The 16,899-nt window shown below is 60.2% G+C and carries 17 protein-coding genes; 8 read left to right on the top strand and 9 right to left on the bottom strand.

Translation table 11 applies throughout. The features are described 5' to 3' along the window. The first annotated feature begins 189 nt into the window (after positions 1 to 189). The 8 genes from OKC27_RS07765 (at position 190) to OKC27_RS07730 (ending at position 8,668) form a co-directional block, all read left to right on the top strand. Positions 190 to 2,193 carry a reprolysin-like metallopeptidase gene (locus tag OKC27_RS07765; protein WP_270806154.1) on the top strand — a complete coding sequence of 668 codons (2,004 nt, stop codon included), beginning with the start codon at positions 190 to 192 and terminating at the stop codon, positions 2,191 to 2,193. Beyond that, positions 2,190 to 2,519 (top strand): hypothetical protein, encoded by a 330-nt coding sequence (locus OKC27_RS07760; RefSeq protein WP_270806153.1) that lies wholly within the window; start codon positions 2,190 to 2,192, stop codon positions 2,517 to 2,519. The genes OKC27_RS07765 and OKC27_RS07760 overlap by 4 nt, the downstream gene beginning before the upstream one ends. Positions 2,520 to 2,771: 252 nt before the next feature. Further along, positions 2,772 to 4,736, top strand: a complete 1,965-nt coding sequence (locus OKC27_RS07755; RefSeq protein WP_270806159.1) for a reprolysin-like metallopeptidase — start codon at positions 2,772 to 2,774, stop codon at positions 4,734 to 4,736. After that, a complete protein-coding gene (locus tag OKC27_RS07750) occupies positions 4,715 to 5,050 on the top strand; it encodes a hypothetical protein (RefSeq protein ID WP_270806152.1) in 336 nt (111 codons plus the stop codon). The genes OKC27_RS07755 and OKC27_RS07750 overlap by 22 nt, the downstream gene beginning before the upstream one ends. 151 nt (positions 5,051 to 5,201) lie before the next feature. Next, entirely contained in the window at positions 5,202 to 5,840 is a 639-nt protein-coding gene (gene pdxH, locus OKC27_RS07745) for a pyridoxamine 5'-phosphate oxidase (protein WP_058052865.1), read from the top strand. Between the two features lie 36 nt (positions 5,841 to 5,876). Beyond that, positions 5,877 to 6,491, top strand: coding sequence for a glutathione S-transferase family protein (locus tag OKC27_RS07740; RefSeq protein ID WP_270806151.1), 615 nt, complete (start codon positions 5,877 to 5,879; stop codon positions 6,489 to 6,491). After that, a complete protein-coding gene (locus tag OKC27_RS07735) occupies positions 6,491 to 8,122 on the top strand; it encodes a GNAT family N-acetyltransferase (protein ID WP_270806150.1) in 1,632 nt (543 codons plus the stop codon). Before OKC27_RS07740 ends, OKC27_RS07735 begins: the two co-directional genes overlap by 1 nt. A gap of 6 nt (positions 8,123 to 8,128) precedes the next feature. After that, on the top strand, positions 8,129 to 8,668 hold the full coding sequence (locus OKC27_RS07730) for a GNAT family N-acetyltransferase (protein WP_270806149.1): 540 nt from the start codon (positions 8,129 to 8,131) through the stop codon (positions 8,666 to 8,668). Between the two features lie 134 nt (positions 8,669 to 8,802). On the opposite strand, the gene OKC27_RS07725 is transcribed toward OKC27_RS07730, so the two are convergent. The 9 genes from OKC27_RS07725 to OKC27_RS07685 all read right to left on the bottom strand — a co-directional run bounded on the left by OKC27_RS07725 (position 8,803) and on the right by OKC27_RS07685 (position 16,790). After that, entirely contained in the window at positions 8,803 to 9,216 is a 414-nt protein-coding gene (locus tag OKC27_RS07725) for a hypothetical protein (protein ID WP_270806148.1), read from the bottom strand. Between the two features lie 183 nt (positions 9,217 to 9,399). Further along, complete coding sequence (locus OKC27_RS07720; RefSeq protein WP_270806147.1) at positions 9,400 to 10,530, bottom strand: ribosomal protein uL16 3-hydroxylase; 1,131 nt, start codon at positions 10,528 to 10,530, stop codon at positions 9,400 to 9,402. Positions 10,531 to 10,695: 165 nt separating this feature from the next. Then, positions 10,696 to 12,066, bottom strand: a complete 1,371-nt coding sequence (purB, locus tag OKC27_RS07715) for an adenylosuccinate lyase (protein WP_234605262.1) — start codon at positions 12,064 to 12,066, stop codon at positions 10,696 to 10,698. 130 nt (positions 12,067 to 12,196) lie between these two features. After that, the gene (gene hflD, locus OKC27_RS07710; RefSeq protein WP_005334622.1) at positions 12,197 to 12,811 is read right to left on the bottom strand and encodes a high frequency lysogenization protein HflD; all 615 of its coding nucleotides are present in this window, start codon (positions 12,809 to 12,811) and stop codon (positions 12,197 to 12,199) included. A 103-nt stretch (positions 12,812 to 12,914) separates the two neighbouring features. Further along, positions 12,915 to 14,021 carry a tRNA 2-thiouridine(34) synthase MnmA gene (mnmA, locus tag OKC27_RS07705; protein WP_197931045.1) on the bottom strand — a complete coding sequence of 369 codons (1,107 nt, stop codon included), beginning with the start codon at positions 14,019 to 14,021 and terminating at the stop codon, positions 12,915 to 12,917. Between the two features lie 157 nt (positions 14,022 to 14,178). Then, positions 14,179 to 14,670 carry an NUDIX hydrolase gene (locus tag OKC27_RS07700; RefSeq protein WP_270806146.1) on the bottom strand — a complete coding sequence of 164 codons (492 nt, stop codon included), beginning with the start codon at positions 14,668 to 14,670 and terminating at the stop codon, positions 14,179 to 14,181. Further along, entirely contained in the window at positions 14,670 to 15,584 is a 915-nt protein-coding gene (gene rluE, locus OKC27_RS07695; RefSeq protein WP_270806145.1) for a 23S rRNA pseudouridine(2457) synthase RluE, read from the bottom strand. The genes OKC27_RS07700 and rluE overlap by 1 nt, the downstream gene beginning before the upstream one ends. Before the next feature lie 133 nt (positions 15,585 to 15,717). Further along, positions 15,718 to 16,485 (bottom strand): PTS sugar transporter subunit IIA, encoded by a 768-nt coding sequence (locus tag OKC27_RS07690; RefSeq protein WP_270806144.1) that lies wholly within the window; start codon positions 16,483 to 16,485, stop codon positions 15,718 to 15,720. Next, a complete protein-coding gene (locus tag OKC27_RS07685) occupies positions 16,485 to 16,790 on the bottom strand; it encodes a PTS fructose transporter subunit IIB (protein ID WP_042656196.1) in 306 nt (101 codons plus the stop codon). Before OKC27_RS07685 ends, OKC27_RS07690 begins: the two co-directional genes overlap by 1 nt. Positions 16,791 to 16,899 lie beyond the last annotated feature (109 nt).

Below are 16,899 nucleotides of genomic sequence, written 5' to 3'. Positions count from 1 at the left end.
ACCTTTGTGAAGAGGGGCAGTTCTAAAATTGACAAATCCGCGCAATGATAGGGGTTAGACGGGGTTGGCGCAACACTCCCACTCGGGAATGGTGGAAAGGGTTGCTTCAGCTTTGTATTGATGTGGCCGAATAAAAATAAAGTACAGGCCGCAATTCAGGCGATTGCATTAATACAAGGACTAAAAACAATGCATGTGACGAAATACTCTACGGTTGCCTTGCTGATGGTCAGCATGCTGGGCTCAACCAGCCTGATGGCCAGCGAATGGGGCACGGTTGCCGCCAGAGCAACAGCAGACGAAGGTTATGAGGTGCGGGCCCATCAGTTCCGGGTCGCCAAGGTGCCGCTCGACTATTTTGCCGCGTTGCAAGCGGGAGCCAACAAGCTGACCCTGCCGCTACCCGATGGGGGGGAGGTTACCTTTGCTCTGGGAGCTTACGACGTGCTGCCCGCAGACCTTGCAGCCAAGTATCCTCAGATCCGTACCTTCAAGGGTTACAACCCGGCGCATCCGGTCGATACCGGGCGCTTCGATCTGGGGCCACAGGGTTTCCACGCCATGTTCAGCCATCAGGGCCAGATGGTGTTTGTCGATCCGCTGCGCAATGCCGAAGGGTATGCCGTCTATTACCAGAAGGATGCCCATAGTCGTCTGGAAGAGGATGCCGACAAGGTAATCGGGCCGGGTGTCAGCAAACTGGTGCGCAAAGTGCAGGTTGATGGCAATGTCCGCAAGCGTTACACCATCGCTATCTCGGCAGCCGGTGAGTACACCCGATATCACGGTGGATCCAAGGTGCTGGCCCTGGCGGCCATCACTACCCTGCTCAACCGGGTGAACGAAGTCTATCAGCGCGACGTGGGGGCCGAGTTCGTGCTGGCCAGCGGTAATGACAGTGTGATTTTTAGCGATCCGGTCAGCGATCCCTTTGATAACACCGATGCGGATGCGGATCGCAACGTCGATGTGCAGGCGCAGGCCTTTGCTGATGGGGATTTGGGGGCATTTGATATCGGCCATGTGCTCAACACCGGTGGCGGAGGCTTGGCGGGGTTGGGTGTGTTATGTGTTGATGCCATGCCGCCTTATTACGCCTACGGGGCCAAGTCGTCAGGTATGACGGGTTCGTCAGACCCCGTAGGGGATGCTTTTTTTATCGATTATGTGGCCCATGAGATTGGCCACCAGTTCGGTGCCGATCACACCTTTAACGGTACAACGGGCAGTTGTGGTGGGGGCAACCGGGCCACCGGGCAGGCGTTCGAGCCGGGCAGTGGCAACTCCATCATGGCCTATGCCGGCATCTGCGGTGAGGAGAATATCCAGCCGCACAGCGATCCCTATTTTCATAGCAAATCCATCGAGCGGATGCGTGCGCACATGGCGACCGTATCGACTTGCGGAACCACACTCCCGTTGAGCAATAATGCCCCGCAGGCTGCCGCTGGTAGCGATTATGTGATCCCGGCCAATACGCCATTTGCCCTGAAGGGGTCGGGTGCAGATCTGGACGGCGATACTTTGCTCTACAACTGGGAGCAGATCGATCTGGGCAACGAATCGAGCAGTGTCGCAACCATGGTTGATGATGGTTTCAGGCCGATCTTCCGTTTTGTTTCTCCAACGAAATCGCCGGAGCGGATCCTGCCAAGCTTGCCATCGTTGCTCTCCGGTACTCTCGCCAAAGGTGAAGCTTGGCCGACCACCAATCGGGATCTCAATTTCAGACTGACGGTGCGCGATGGTCAGGGTGGCGTTGCCAGCGATGACATGAAAGTGCAGGTGATCAATACCGGCGCGGCATTTCGTATCACCAGCCCACTTTCCGGGGTCACTCTCACGCCGGGGGGCAGTCAGTCCATTGCATGGGATGTGGCGGGCACCACGGTGGCACCTATCAGTTGCAGCAAGGTGGACATCTCGGTGACCCAGGATGAGGGTGCGAGCTGGACAACCCTGGCGGCAGGTCAGCCCAACAATGGCGCTGCAACGGTGACGCTGCCCGCCAATCTCACCAGCAGCGTCAGGTTGAAAGTGGCTTGCAGCGACAACATCTTCTTTGCCATCAGCCCCCTCAAACTGCCTTTGGTGCAAGGTGGCTCTAATTCAGGTGGCGGTGGTGGTGGCGGGTCGCTCGGATTGTGGACGCTGGCACTGGCGCTGCTCGGCTGGCAACGGAGGCGCACATGAGGGGAGTCCCCCTGTTGCTGCTTGCCATGCTAGGTGGCTGTCAGGCCGATGCCAGCACGCTGGAACAGGAGCTGAGTGCCAACCTCGCCAAGCAGGATTATCGCCTAGTAGTGATAGCCGGGCGGGGAGAGTTCGCCCCCGGTATTGCAGCCGAGCAGCAGGCCTCAGCCAAGGCACGCTGCGGCGTGCGTTATCTGGATGGGTTGGGTGATGTGATAAGACCCGAGCAGAAAGAGGCACATGCCAGGCTGAGCGCTTATGCCAGCGAGTATAACCAGCTCATGGTGACGCACTGCCAGGCAGCATCGGGTGCTGACAAGCCGTAATACACCAATATATCCATCCAGATGAGGGGCTCTTCTGCCCCCAGGTTATCCGTGAAGGCGCCAATGGCGCCTTCATTTTTTTCCGCTTTTGAACGGAGTCCGCTTGTTTCACCGGAGGTGTGGGGATCGGTAGTAGCAGGATTTTTAAGCGTGATAGCGGTTTTGTGCGGATTTTCTTTTCTGTCTGTCACGCAGATCGGCCATTTACGCTGCACCATACTTGGGATCACCAAGGTAGGGCAAGGAGGCTCTATGAAGCATGGCATTGCGGTGATTATCACCAGTTTGTCTGTTCAGGTTGCGGCAGAACCCCAGTGGACCTTCATGGATGAGAGCGTGGCAAGGGGGGGCGTCTATGATGTGCGAGCTGACAAGGTCAGAGTGGTCGTTCCGGACAAGCCTTTTGAACCCGGGCATCTTGCCAGTGTGTTGACCTTGCCACTCCCAGATGGCACTACGGTGCAGTTTGATGTTCATCCCAATGCCCTGCTCCCTGACGCGTTGGCCCAACGTTACCCTTCTATCAATACCTACAATGGCAAGGCCATCGATCAGGCCACGGATACCGGTCGATTCGATGTCACCATGCATGGTTTTCACGGTATGTTTACTCACCGGGGGCGTACCTTTTACATCGATCCGCTTCAGGACGGTTTCTCCTATGCCGTTTATGAGCAGCAGGATGCCTGGCGCCGACAGGATGTGGATCAGGTGCTGGATTCTCTGGGGGACGATCGCGAGCGGGCCGTGCTGGTCGATGGCAATTTGCGCAAGCGCTACACCATCGCCATCTCGGCAACGGGGGAATATACCCAGTATCACGGTGGTACCAAGGTTGCTGCACTCTCGGCTATTGCAACACTGCTTAATCGGGTCAACGAAGTCTATCGCCGTGATGTGGGTGCCGAGTTCCAGCTTGCAGCCGATACGGACAAGGTGATTTTCACCGACCCGGCAACGGATCCCTTCACCAACTCGACCCAAGATATCGCCATCAACCAGACCCAGCAGGGGTTACTGTTAAATCCAACCTTTGATTTGGGTCATCTGCTGGCGACATCCGGTGGCGGCGTGGCGACCCTGAGATCCCTGTGTAACCCCTTCAGCCGTTCACGGGGCATGACGGGGGGCTCACCGCCTGTCGGCGATGCCTTCTTTATTGATTATGTGGCGCATGAGCTGGGGCATCAGTTGGGGGCCGAACACTCTTTCAACGGCACAGCCGACAGTTGTGCGACGGGTCGCAAGGCTGATTCAGCCTGGGAGCCGGGCAGTGGCTCGACCATCATGGCCTATGCCGGGATCTGTGGTGAAGAGAATCTGCAGGTTAACAGCGCGCCTTTTTTTCACAGCAAGTCGATCGAGCAGATGCGAACCCTGATGGCCTCTTTGCCCTCCTGCGGCACAGATCTGGCGCTTGCCAATAACGCGCCGGTCGTGGATGCGGGGAACGATCGGGTGATCCCCGCCAATACCCCTTTCACACTGGTCGGCAGCGCGCTGGATCTGGACGGTAATCCCCTGAGTTACACCTGGGAGCAGGTTGATCTTGGCAATGCATCCTACAGTGTGGCGACCATGGTGGATGATGGAACCCGCCCGCTGTTTCGCTTTGTCTCTCCGACATCGGATCCCCGCAGAACCTTGCCCGCCATGAGCTCGCTGATCTCGGGTGTATTGGCCAAAGGAGAGGCGTGGCCTGCGACCAATCGTAACCTTCAGTTCCGCCTTACCGTGCGTGATGGGCAGGGGGCGGTGAGCAGTGATGAAATGGTGGTTCAGGTGATCAATACCGGCGCAGCATTTGCCATCACAGCTCCGCAGATCGGCACCATGGTGGCGGGTAGTACCCAGATGGTGACATGGGATGTTGCAGGGACCGATCAGCCTCCCATTAACTGCTCTCGCGTGGATTTGGCACTGACACAGAATGGCGGATCTAGCTGGACGACGCTGGCAAGCGGGTTGGCCAATAACGGCTCGACCAGTGTGGTGTTGCCTGCACCGTTGACCAGCACGGCCAGGCTGAAGTTGGCATGCAGCAATAATATTTTTTTCTCTATCAATGGGATAAAAGGTAATGCGTCGGCCACGACGGAGAGTGCAACCGTGATCAACAATAACAGTGCGGGTGGCGGCGGTGGTGGTGGCGCTGTGAGTCTTATCGTGATCCTCCTGATGGGAGGGGCAGCCGGATGGCGCAGATATTACGGCTAGTCGCCAGTTTGCTGCTTTTGCATATATGCGCAGAACAGGTTATGGCCGCCTCTCTGACCGAAACAATAGAGGAGAGCCTTGCCGCGCAGGATTATCGGCTCATCGTGCGCGGCGGGCGTGGCGGTATGGCCCCGGGAGTTGTGGAGTCACTGCAAGCAGAAGCGAGGACCCGATGCGGAGTGCGTTATCTGGAAGGGTTCGGTGATGTCATTGAGATGGGCAAGGAGGCGGAGTTCGAGCAACGGATTGACTATGCCGCCCGATATAACCGACGGATGCTGGAAAAGTGCATGCCGGAGGCGATTGAGAGGTAATTGAGAGGTAATAGTGTGCAGGTAAGCACAGCGGGGAGGCAGTTGCCTCCCCGCTGCGTTATGGCTTGTCACTGGCAGACGGGCGGAGCACAATGCCTGCGTCACTCTCTTGATGGTCGTGGAACCATTATTTATTTGAAGGAAAATCAAGATGATGGATGTTGCTGATCTGCGCCGTGAATACTCCCGTGGCGGGCTGCACCGGGCCGACTTGCCGAGCGATCCGCTGGTGTTGTTCGAGAAGTGGTTGGCGCAGGCTTGTGAGGCCAAACTGACCGATCCCACCGCCATGGTGGTGGCGACCGTCGATGCCGAGGGTCAGCCCTGGCAGCGTACCGTGCTGCTCAAGCACTACGACGCCCAGGGGATGGTCTTTTACACCAACATGGGTAGCCGCAAAGCGCAGCAGCTGGAAGGCAATCCCCGTATCAGCCTGCTCTTCCCCTGGCACACGCTGGACAGGCAGGTTCATGTGACCGGTCGGGTGGAGAAGATGAGCACCTTCGAGGTGATGAAGTATTTCCACAGCCGCCCCAAGGACAGCCAGATCGCCGCCTGGGTCTCAAAGCAGTCGACCCGCATCTCGGCCCGCGGCGTGCTGGAGGCCAAGTTCCTTGAGCTCAAGCAGAAGTTTGCCAATGGCGAAGTGCCGCTGCCGAGCTTCTGGGGCGGCTTCCGGGTGGTGATTGAGACGGTAGAGTTCTGGCAGGGGGGCGAGCACCGGCTGCACGACCGTTTCTACTACACCCGCGAAGGGGATGGCTGGCATATCGAGCGTCTGGCCCCCTGATCGCGCTGTTCAAATCCGTTTTCACAAGGAGTGTGTATGCGTCTGTATGGTGATCTGCGTTCTGGCAACTGCTACAAGGTGTGGCTGCTGGCCCGCTGGTTGGAGCTGCCTCTCGACTGGGTGGCGGTGGATATTCAGGCGGGGGATACCCGTACCCCCGCGTTTTTGGCCATGAACCCCAACGGCAAGATCCCGGTGCTGGAGATGGGCCAAGGCGATGCGCTGGCGGAATCCAACGCCATCCTCTTCTATCTGGCGCAAGGCAGCGCCTTGTGGCCCACCGATCCGCGCCAGCAGGCCGAGGTGCTCAAGTGGCTGTTCTTCGAGCAGTACAGCCATGAGCCCTATATCGCGGTGGCCCGCTTCATCGTTCACTATCTCGGCCGCCCCGAGTCCCAGGAGGCGCGGCTCGATGGGCTGAAAGCCGGTGGCGAGAAGGCGCTGGCAGTAATGGAGCAGCAACTGAAACAGAGTCCCTACCTGTGCGGCGATGCCCCGACCATCGCCGATATTGCCCTTTATGCCTACACCCACGTGGCAGAGGAGGGGATCTTCTCCTTGCAGGGGTGGCCGGCCATTCGTGACTGGATCGCCCGTATCGAAGCCCATCCCCGCCACCTGACGCTGCCTGCGGCCTGTCAGGCCAGCTGATGGAACTGCTGATCGAGGCGAGTCTGTGGCAGCAGCAGTGGGCTGCGCTGTTGCGGCACTGGCAGCAGCGAGGCCATCGCTGGCAGCTGCTGCTGGGCAAGGAGGCGGCGTCCTCCCTCGATCAAAGCGATGCTCCCTGGGCGAGTTGTCCCCCTGACGGGGTGCTCTGCCCGGGGGCCCTGCTGGCCGCCTGGCTCGATGGCGATCTGTTGGCGGATTTTCATGTCGATCCCAGCCGCCAGATCCTGATCAGTGCCTCCACCTCGCTGCTGACCCTCGCCAGGGAGCAGGGGCTGCTGACCCTTGGCCCGGTGGGGGTTGACCTGCCACTCACCCCCGAGGCCGATTTGGGCGCCGTGCTCAATCGCCTGCTGGCGCGCCGCGTGATGGTGCCGACCCTGGTTGAGGACCATCCGCTATCAGGCATCGTACTGCGACCACTGCAGGCGGCCGATGATCGCGAGATCGTGCGCTACTGCAGCGACGAGGCGCTGGCCCGCTACACCCTTAATATTCCTCATCCCTATCCGCCGGAGGGGGCCCGCGACTGGCTGGCGCTCAGCTGGCGCAAGGCGGCGCTTGGTCTTGGCTGGAGCTGGGCCATCACCTTGCCAGAGGAGCAAGGTGCGGCGCTGGTCGGGGTGATCTCCTTGCACTGGAATGGCGAGCTGGCCTGGTGGGTGGGCGTGCCCTGGCAGAATCGCGGTCTGGCCACCCGGGCGGCACGCTTGGTCAAGGGGTTCGCTTTTGACCAACTGCAACTGCCAGCGCTGACGGCTCGCCATATGCCGGACAATCTCGCCTCCGGCCGGGTGATGGCCAAACTGGGGATGCACTATCGCGGGCGGCGCCAGCTCAGCGGTCGCCAACCGTGCGAGGTGAGCTACTGGCGGCTGGATCGCGCTCCCTCCTTGCCCAACTCCTTGCCCGAGGAAATTGCCCATTGGCTTGCTGATGAGCGGATCGCCGTGGTGATCCTGTGGGATCCCGCAACGAGCAATCGGCAGAGTGCCAACGGCAAGCTGGCCATCTCGCTTTTTGTGGATGAGACCGGAACGGGGGAGGAGCCCTGCTGTTCGCCGCATCTTGAGCAGTTGCTGACGCTGCGCTGTTACCCCGTTGATCTGCTGGATCAGGCTGAACCGGAACAGATGTCCCATCTTGGTGGTGTGTTGCTCAAAGATCGGGATGAACAGGGGCTGGCATGGCTGCTGCAACTGGCTGCGCTGCAGCGCCAGGGGCCCGAACTGCTCAGCCGCGAGGATCGTGCATCACGGCTCCACTGGTTCAACCAATTGATGGCGCAGGCGCTGGGTGACCAGGGTGGCTCGCCGCAGATACGTTATCAGCAGTTACGGCTGCTGGTGGAGCTGCCGGAGCTGGTCGACGAGCTGGATGGCTGCTGGCATCAAACGCCCGAATTGACCTTCGCGCGGCTGGCGAAGGAGGCTCCCGCCCTCTGGCTTGCCTACTGCGAGGCGATGAACAGGGTCACCCCGGCTACGCTGTCAGTCTTGCAGCAGCAGTTTGCAGCTCGTTTTCCTGAGTGCACCCTCCCATTTTTGGACAAAGGTACTCAGAGTGACCAGCCGTTGTGTGGAATAATGCCTGCTCTGCTGTACGAGGAGTAATACCAGATGTTGAGAACCGAGCGCCCCGGTGACATGCTGCCGGTCTATGAGCTGCTGAGTGCCGCCTTCGGTCGTTCCGATGAGGCCGAACTGGTCAACCGCCTGCGCGAATGTGGCGCTGCCGTGGTGACCATGGTCGAAGAGGAAGAGTACGAGTTTATGGGGCACCTGATGCTAAGCCCGATCACCATTAACGGCCTGGAAGGGCCCTGGCTCGGTCTGGCGCCGGTCGCGGTTCATCCCGACTGGCAAGGTCAGGGGATTGGCTCTGATCTCATCCGTGAAGGGCTTGATACGGCGCTCGAGATGGACTGGAAAGGGGTGGTGGTACTCGGGGATCCGGTCTACTACAGCCGTTTCGGTTTCCGCCCGGCCAGCGAGTTTGGCCTGTACTGCATCTATGAGGTGCCTGCCGACTGCTTTATGGCGATGGAGCTGCAGGAGAGCGGTTTTGCGGGTGTGCGGGGTGAGGTGCTCTATCACCCCCTGTTTGATGAACTCCCCGACGAGTTACCGGATGCGCAGGCAGAAGAGGCCCATCTATAGCGAGAAGCTGTAACGAGAGTGATAGCGAACAGTCGCAGCGACAAGTCATAACGAAAAAGCCCTCATCGAGGGCTTTTTCAGTTTATATCGGTCCCTGCTGGGCTGACTCAGGCTAGTCACTCGGGCAAGTTAACTCAGGCGACGATGTCCAGCTGGGTGCCCTTGCGATTATCTTCGCCCACCATGTCGCCCATCTGCCGGGCGAGCGGGCTCTGCTGGAATTGCATGTAGTCGCTCAGGTTCTGCTGGCGCTGGTAGCGATTGGCCGCCTGATACACATCAGCAGTGCTCGGGCCCGACTTGCTGTCGGTCTCCTGACCGCTGGCCTCCAGGTAGCGCTCCACCACGGCTTTATCCTGCTGGTGGGCGGTATAGGAGACGGCCATGGTTCTGCGAGCCGTTGCTTTCTCCTCGCTCTGCGCCTGCAATTCATCCTTCTTGGCCAACGCTTCATTGCGGGCTTTATTGATCTGCTCGGGTGTCACATCGGGGTAGGAGGGGTATTTGCTGTAATCGGGCAGTGGCATGGGCTGGGAGGTGATCTGCATGGTGGCGCTTCTCTTCTGAACAGGAACGGCCGCATCATACGTGGCCGCTTTCGTTCAACAAAGCACCACTTGCCGGTTCATCAAGAGTAGGTTCAGCTTCGCAAATAGATTGTTAATTGAGCAGCTGCGGAGCCATTAAAAAGGCGCCAAAAGGCGCCTTTTTATCCTTCGGTTACCGCCGGATCAGTTGAAGAACCAGTAACCGCGGTTAACCAGACGGGTCAGCAGTTGCAGGAAACCGGCCTGATCGGCCAGCTCCACCATGTCGGCCTGAGTGATGATGTCTTTGTCGCACAGCAGCGAAATGGCTGCCGCATCTTCGCTTTGCAGGGTCCAGGCTTCGCCGTCGATATAGCACTGCTGGCTATCGCCGCTAAACCAGACGCTGCGCAGGCCCGGCACCTTGATGGCGGGCTCGCCCTGGGTCAGCAGGTCGGCAACCTCTTCGGCGCTATAGTCCGGCTCGACCGGATTGACATCCAGATCGTGCTTGGCCTCCGAGATCATGGTGCCGAACCACTCCTTGAACAGGGTCTCGTCATCGAGGGCCTGCTGCATCAGCTCACGCAGACGGTGCAGCTCGTGGGGTTGGATCTCGCCATGACGGGCACGGGGCTTGAGATCCGGGTCGCTGTAACGCTCGGTGCGCACCTCGTTGTCGATCAGATGATCGGCAAAGGAGGAGATAAGTGCCTTGGCATCCGGTGCGCGGAAGCCCACCGAGAAGTTCATGGAGGGCTCGATGGCGTAGCCTTCGTGGGGGAATCCGGGCGGAATGTAGAGGATATCGCCCGGCTCCATGATGACATCGATGATCGCCTCGAACGGCTCGCAGTGAAGCAGCGCGGCGTGGGCGGCAAACTCGTTGAGCGGCAGCGCATCACCAACCCGCCAGTGACGCTTGCCGATACCCTGGGTGATGAATACATCGTAGTGGTCGATGTGGGGGCCGACACCCGCGTGGGGGGTGGAGAAGCTCACCATCACGTCGTCCAGTCGCCAGCCGGGGATGAACTGGAACGGCACTGCCAGCTCGTTCACCTCGGGCGCCCAGTGGTTGCAAGCCTGTACCAGAATGGTCCAGTTCTCTTCGCCCAGATGGTCATAGGATTCGAAGGGGCCGTGGGCTGCATCCCACTTGCCGTCGAAACGGGTGACGAGGCGGGACTCGACCACCTCTTCCATGGCCAGACCCGCCAGCTCGTCCGGGCTGATGGGATCCTGAAAGTCGGTGAAGCCGCCCTTGATAAGGAGCGGGCGCTTCTGCCAGTAGTGCTCGAGGAAGTGAGCGATATCCAGATTGAGTTCGTACATAGATCTTCTCGTCAAAGGGTTCGACAAAGGTCAGGAGAGGTCTTGCCAGAGGCGGCTGCCAAGCTCGGGCAAGCCCTCTTGCAAACCCTGTATAGGGTGCCACATAAAATAACCGGGGCCCTGTTGCAGATCATGCACAGGGCCCCGGTGGTGTCATTTATCCGCTTATTTCAGCAGATCAACCAGACGCTGGGCGTCACCGATGTAGTTGGCCGGGGTCAGCTTCTTCAGCTCAACCTTCACCGCTTCCGGCAACTCCAGGGTGTCGATAAAGGTACGCATCCCTTCGGCATCGACGCGGCGACCACGGGTCAGCTCTTTGAGCTTCTCGTAAGGCTTCTCGATACCGTAGCGGCGCATCACGGTCTGGATCGGCTCGGCCAGCACTTCCCAGTTGGCGTTCAGGTCAGCGGCCATGGCATCGCTGTTGGCTTCCAGCTTGGAGATACCCTTGAGGGTCGCCTGATAGGCGATCAGCGAATAACCCACCGCCACACCCAGGTTGCGCAGCACGGTCGAGTCGGTCAGGTCGCGCTGCCAGCGGGAGATGGGCAGTTTGCTCGCCAGATGCTGGAACACCGCATTGGCCAGACCCAAGTTGCCTTCGGAGTTTTCGAAGTCGATGGGGTTGACCTTGTGCGGCATGGTGGAGGAGCCGATTTCACCGGCGATGGTGCGCTGCTTGAAGTGACCCAGCGAGATGTAACCCCACACATCGCGGTCGAAGTCGATCAGGATGGTGTTGAAGCGGGCCATGGCATCGAACAGCTCGGCGATATAGTCGTGCGGCTCGATCTGGGTGGTGTAGGGGTTCCAGGTCAGGCCCAAGGAGGTCACGAACTCCTCGGAGAACTGGTGCCAGTCCACATCCGGGTAGGCGCTGATGTGGGCGTTGTAGTTGCCGACCGCCCCGTTGATCTTGCCGAGGATCTCCACCGCCATGATCTGCTTGTACTGGCGCTCCAGACGGTAGGCGACGTTGGCCATCTCCTTGCCCATGGTGCTTGGAGTGGCCGGCTGACCGTGGGTACGGGAGAGCAGCGGCATGTCACGATACTCGTGGGACAGACGCTTGAGCTCGCTGATCAGCTTCTCGCAATAAGGCTTGATGACCTCTTCGCGCGCGGTTTTCAGCATCAGACCGTGGGAGTTGTTGTTGATGTCTTCCGAGGTGCAGGCGAAGTGGATGAACTCGCTGACAGCCGCCAGCTCCGGGTTCACTTCGACTTTCTCCTTGAGGAAGTACTCCACCGCTTTCACATCATGGTTGGTGGTGCGCTCGATCTGTTTGATACGGGCGGCGTCACTCTCGTTGAAGTTGCTGACGATGCCATCGAGCAGGGCGTTGGCGGCCGCGCTCAGGGCAGGGACTTCCGGGATCCCGGCGTGGCTGGCCAGTTTTTGCAACCAGCGCACCTCGACTTCGACGCGAAAACGCAGCAGGCCGAATTCGGAGAAGATAGGGCGCAGGGCATCGGCCTTGTCGCCATAACGACCGTCAATCGGGGAAACAGCAGTCAGCGCGGACAGCTCCATGGGGTGAACTCCTGATGATTTGTGTGGGGGTATCCGTATCCACTCGCGCGTGGGGCTGAGTCGTTATCAAGGCGGATGTGCGGCTGTTCACCCTGATGTCGACCTCGCTTGCCCGCGCGCGAGCCGATGATTAGTAACGTTTGGCCAGCTCCACCATCTTCTTGCGAGCGAAGATGATCTGGGTCCGGCTGCCACCGAGCTGACGCCACAGCACGCAGGCACGAATGCCCGCCAGCAGCAGGGCGCGCACCTTGTGCTGCACCAGCGGCTGCTGCAGGAACAGCGGGGTGCCCGCCACCTGGATTCTGGGGCCGATCGGGCTGATAAGATCGCTGTAGATGCTCGCCATGTTGGCCAGGATCTGCTCGTCGAGCAGATCGAAGTGTTGTTGCTGGCGACCAATCTGGCTGATCCGCTCACCCAGCATGTTGAGAATATCCTTGCGCTTGGCCAGCTTGCGCTCCAGCGCAATCAGGCTCACCACGTAGCGGGTCAGCTCGGCATTCTTCTGGCTGCCATCGGCTCCCAGCTGCTCGACCAGCGCACGGTAGCCGTCGCGAATGGCCAGATGGGTGTTGTTGAACACCTCGAGCGGCTGGCTCGGGTTGGTCACCAGAATGCTGGAGAGGCTCTCGCGCAGGGCGGCCTCGTCACAGCTGCCGTCTCGGGCCACCTTCTGCACCAGATACGCGGCCTGGCAGATGCCTGCAAAGGCCATTGTTCTGTCTTGGAATTTGTCGCTCATATCTTCACGGCCCTGTTCCGTTCATTCACTGGCAGATGTCCGCAGCAGGCCATGATCCGGCCTTGGAATGTATCGCTCACGTCTGCTGCCTTCTGTTAAGGATTCAAACCGGATGGCTGAAACGTTGTTCGATGATGCCGCCGCCCAGACACACTTCCCCGTCGTAGAAGACGGCGGACTGGCCCGGGGTCACCGCAGCCTGTTTCTCGTCGAAGATGACCCGGATGGTCTCATCGTCGATGGGCTGGATCAGGCAGGGGATGTCCTGCTGGCGGTAGCGGGTCTTGACGGTGCAGCGACGCGGCTCGCGAATGGGGGTGCGATCCACCCAGTGCAATTGGCTGGCAATCAAACCATCGGAGTAGAGGCGGGGATGTTCGCCCTGCGCCACCACCAGCACGTTGCGTTCGACCTCTTTGTCGACCACATACCAGGCCTCTTCGGTGGCATCTTTGCGACCACCTATACCGAGCCCCTTGCGCTGGCCCAGGGTGTGATACATCAGACCCTGATGCTCACCGATCACCTTGCCATCCACGGTCTCGATTTTACCGGGCTGGGCGGGCAGGAACTTGGCCAGGAAGTCCTTGAACTTGCGCTCACCGATAAAGCAGATGCCGGTGGAGTCTTTCTTCTTGGCGGTGATGAGATCCAGCTGCTCGGCGATGCGACGCACCTCCGGCTTTTCCAGGCAGCCAACCGGGAACAGGCTCTGACCCACTTGCTTTTCGCTCAGGGTATAGAGGAAGTAGCTCTGATCCTTGTTGGTATCGAGACCGCGCAGCAGGCGCGGGCGGCCGGTGCTGTCGTCACGGCGCACATAGTGGCCGGTGGCGATATAGGTGGCACCCAGCTCTTCGGCGGCAAATTCGAGGAACGCCTTGAACTTGATCTCCTTGTTGCACAGGATATCCGGGTTCGGCGTACGGCCAGCCTTGTACTCTTCGAGGAAGTGCTCGAACACGTTGTCCCAGTACTCGGCCGCGAAGTTGATGGTGTGGAGTTTCATCCCCAGCTTGTCGCAGACGGCCTTGGCATCAGCCAAATCCTGGGCGGCAGAGCAGTACTCGTCCGTGTCGTCTTCTTCCCAGTTCTTCATGAACAAGCCTTCGACCTGATAGCCCTGCTGCTGGAGCAGGTAGGCCGAGACGGAAGAATCCACGCCGCCGGACATGCCGACGATCACCTTGATTTGGCTGTTGTCTGTCATTAGTCGAAGTTACCAGTTCGTTTAAACGGGGCGTATTCTACCAGAGTTTTGCGCCCCCGGTCACATATCCATGCCGCAGTTCCCATCAGGAGCCTGATAGCAGGAAATCGTTTTTCTGTTGTTGGCCTGTGCCGCCGGAAAAGAGTGTCAAATGGCCTCAGATAAAGGCCTTGAGCGCCGAGAGCGGCAGCCGTGTCCCCGCCAGATAGTCCTGAATGCACTGCCATACCAAGGGGCTGCGCAGGGCCGGTTTGCATTCCGCTATTTCTTCCAGCGTAAGCCAGTGGCAAGCGAGCACATCGCCGTCAGGATCCTCTGGATGGTGCTGACCGGGCGCTTTTTCAAGGTCGAAGATCAAGGCGGTGCGCACATAGGTGGCCTCGCTGTCGGCCGGTTTGAACAGATAGGTGCCGAGCCAGGCGGTCGGCGTGGCGGTCAGACCCGTCTCCTCTTTCAGCTCGCGGCAGGCCGCTTCCAGCAGGTTTTCTCCCGGCTCCACATGACCTGCGGGCTGGTTGAAGCGGCGCTGGCCTTTTATCTCCTCTTCCACCACCAGAAAACGGCCTTGCCACTGCACCACGGCAGCGACTGTCAGGCGCGCCTCCATGCGGGCATAGCTGGTGGTCGATTGCTCTGCCTGATTGCTCATCATGACTCCTTGTCGCTGCTATTGGGATTGACTGCGCGGGCCGGTCTACGTGCCGTACCGCGCCCGCTGCTGCGGGGTTTGCCGCCGGTCGGGCTTGAGGTTGCTCGCTCGGTTACGTGAGTGCTGCGGGGACGCTCGTCCCGTCCCGGCTGGCTGGCCCGCCGTGGTGCATCCCCTGCCGGTTTGGCGGTATGAGCCCCCGCACGGAAGGAGGATGGACGCGGGCGGCTGGTGGAGAGCGGCGCCAGCTCGGGGGCGGGCAGGGTGCGGCTTGTCCCCGGCGCCAGATCATCGAGGGTCCATTCACCGATGGCGTAGCGAATAAGGCGCAGGGTGGGGTGACCGATATGGGCGGTCATCCGCCGCACCTGCCGGTTGCGCCCCTCGATGATGGTGATCTCCAGCCAGCTGGTGGGGATCTCCTTGCGCTCGCGAATGGGCGGATTGCGCGGCCACACCGCAGGTTCATCCATGATGCGTGCCCCGGCGGGCAGGGTCATGCCGTCATTGAGCTCGACGCCGGCGCGCAGGGCGGCCAGCTTCTCTTCACTCGGGATCCCTTCCACCTGTACCCAGTAGGTCTTGGGGGTCTTCTCCCCCGGCTGGGTGAGGCGCGCCTGCAGCTTGCCGTCGTTGGTGAGCAGTAGCAGCCCCTCGCTGTCGCGATCGAGCCGCCCCGCGGCATAGATGCCGGGTTCGGTGATGTAATCCTTGAGGGTCTCGCGGCCCGCCTCGTCGGTGAACTGGCAGAGCACCATATAGGGCTTGTTCAACAGCAACAGCTTGCGATCCTCGGGGGCCAGCTCCGGTTTGCGGGGAGAAACATGGCGGGATGCGGCAGGTTTGGCCGCCGAGCGCGGGGCGTTATCGCGCGGCGAACGGCTGACAGAGAGACGGGAACGGGGAGATTTCATCGGATACACACTTCAGACAGACGATGGCAGCGAGTGTACCACAGGGTGCTGAGGGCAGGATGAATGGCTGCGTGACAAGACGCGTGCAAAGAGCCCTGTATGACATGGGGCCGGGTGGTTTAGTGTCGCAGGCTTAGCTCAGCAGACTCTCGATCACGATAGCTTGACGGGCGGGGGGCGAGCCCGCTAACAGCAGGGCGTGGCTGACCACATCGTCGATCATCGCCTGCGCCAGTCGGGTGAGGGGGCGCAGGGTCTCCCGCCCGCTGCCAACCGGCACCGCCAGCAGAATAATGGTCTCTACCGGCCCGATTTGAGAGCCCCACTCGATGGATTCTTTGCAGCTAAGCAGGGTCAGCGCTGGCTGGCTGATCCCTTCGCTCAATACATGGGGCATGGCAAGGCCCGGGCGAATGATGGTGGCAGAGACCTGCTCGCGCCGCTCTACCGCGGCGGTCAGTGTGGCGCGGTTGGTGACCAGCTCGGCGGGCAGCAGATCGATCAGATGTTCGAGTGCCTCGGCCTTGCTCAGCCGTTCGGGGCTGTGTGCCAGCTGGCGCAGGGCAAAATGGTAGTCGGGCAGGGCGTTGGCCAGTCGCAACTCCGCCAGCGCGGCGGTGCGCGGGCGCACCAGCGGTTGACCCAGTTCGCCGCACCAGCAGGTGAAGGCCATGTGGGCCAGTTCGGCATCGCACCCTTCAATCTGCAACTGGCAGAGATCGCCGGGCTGGGTGGCGAGGGTCAACAGGGAGAGCTGGTTGCTGGCGGCAACAGTCTGGCGCCGGGTGAGGTTGGCGCAGCGGATGGTGGATTTGAACATCCCCGCCAGCCGGTTCAACTGCTTGGCCTGGGTGATGCTCAACCCCTGCTGGCAGTAAAAGGTGATCTCGCGGGTCAGCATCAGGCCGGGATCGGCAGGGCCTTGAGTACGGCGTTGGCATCCAGCAGCACGGTTTCCAGTGTCACCTGATGGATGGGGCAGCCGAGGAAGCGCTCTTTCTGCTCAATCTCGATATCGGAGGCAATCAGCACCAGATCGGCGCTGGCGATATCGCGGGCGGTCAGCATGTTCTCCATGCCCATGGCGCCCTGTGTTTCGACCTTGATCTTGAGCCCCAGCGCAGTGGCGGCTTTTTGCAGGGCATCGGCAGCCATATAGGTATGGGCAATACCGGTCGGGCAAGCGGTGACGGCGACGATCTTCATCTGCTCTCTGTGATGCTGACAAGGGGGAGCCACAAGATAGCGCCAGCGGGGGGCTTTTACCAAAAGTCCATATGAAAAGTGGGATCTTGATGGGGATATGCCTGCCCCT

This window comes from Aeromonas sp. QDB62 (assembly GCF_027705695.1).
Lineage (GTDB): Bacteria > Pseudomonadota > Gammaproteobacteria > Enterobacterales > Aeromonadaceae > Aeromonas > Aeromonas allosaccharophila.
The sequence above is the reverse complement of the archived record's forward strand: the minus strand, read 5'-3'. Positions and strand labels throughout refer to the sequence as shown.

Bases quoted from the DNA above. Each gene is read 5' to 3' on its own strand.
- OKC27_RS07720 (WP_270806147.1), bottom strand. From the start codon at position 10,530: ATGTACGAACTCAATCTGGATATCGCTCACTTCCTCGAGCACTACTGG.
- OKC27_RS07700 (WP_270806146.1), bottom strand. From the start codon at position 14,670: ATGAGCAATCAGGCAGAGCAATCGACCACCAGCTATGCCCGCATGGAG.
- OKC27_RS07690 (WP_270806144.1), bottom strand. From the start codon at position 16,485: ATGCTGACCCGCGAGATCACCTTTTACTGCCAGCAGGGGTTGAGCATC.
- pdxH (WP_058052865.1), top strand. From the start codon at position 5,202: ATGATGGATGTTGCTGATCTGCGCCGTGAATACTCCCGTGGCGGGCTG.
- purB (WP_234605262.1), bottom strand. From the start codon at position 12,066: ATGGAGCTGTCCGCGCTGACTGCTGTTTCCCCGATTGACGGTCGTTAT.
- mnmA (WP_197931045.1), bottom strand. From the start codon at position 14,021: ATGACAGACAACAGCCAAATCAAGGTGATCGTCGGCATGTCCGGCGGC.
- OKC27_RS07730 (WP_270806149.1), top strand. From the start codon at position 8,129: ATGTTGAGAACCGAGCGCCCCGGTGACATGCTGCCGGTCTATGAGCTG.
- OKC27_RS07755 (WP_270806159.1), top strand. From the start codon at position 2,772: ATGAAGCATGGCATTGCGGTGATTATCACCAGTTTGTCTGTTCAGGTT.
- OKC27_RS07760 (WP_270806153.1), top strand. From the start codon at position 2,190: ATGAGGGGAGTCCCCCTGTTGCTGCTTGCCATGCTAGGTGGCTGTCAG.
- OKC27_RS07685 (WP_042656196.1), bottom strand. From the start codon at position 16,790: ATGAAGATCGTCGCCGTCACCGCTTGCCCGACCGGTATTGCCCATACC.
- rluE (WP_270806145.1), bottom strand. From the start codon at position 15,584: ATGAAATCTCCCCGTTCCCGTCTCTCTGTCAGCCGTTCGCCGCGCGAT.
- OKC27_RS07735 (WP_270806150.1), top strand. From the start codon at position 6,491: ATGGAACTGCTGATCGAGGCGAGTCTGTGGCAGCAGCAGTGGGCTGCG.
- OKC27_RS07725 (WP_270806148.1), bottom strand. From the start codon at position 9,216: ATGCAGATCACCTCCCAGCCCATGCCACTGCCCGATTACAGCAAATAC.
- hflD (WP_005334622.1), bottom strand. From the start codon at position 12,811: ATGAGCGACAAATTCCAAGACAGAACAATGGCCTTTGCAGGCATCTGC.
- OKC27_RS07750 (WP_270806152.1), top strand. From the start codon at position 4,715: ATGGCGCAGATATTACGGCTAGTCGCCAGTTTGCTGCTTTTGCATATA.
- OKC27_RS07740 (WP_270806151.1), top strand. From the start codon at position 5,877: ATGCGTCTGTATGGTGATCTGCGTTCTGGCAACTGCTACAAGGTGTGG.
- OKC27_RS07765 (WP_270806154.1), top strand. From the start codon at position 190: ATGCATGTGACGAAATACTCTACGGTTGCCTTGCTGATGGTCAGCATG.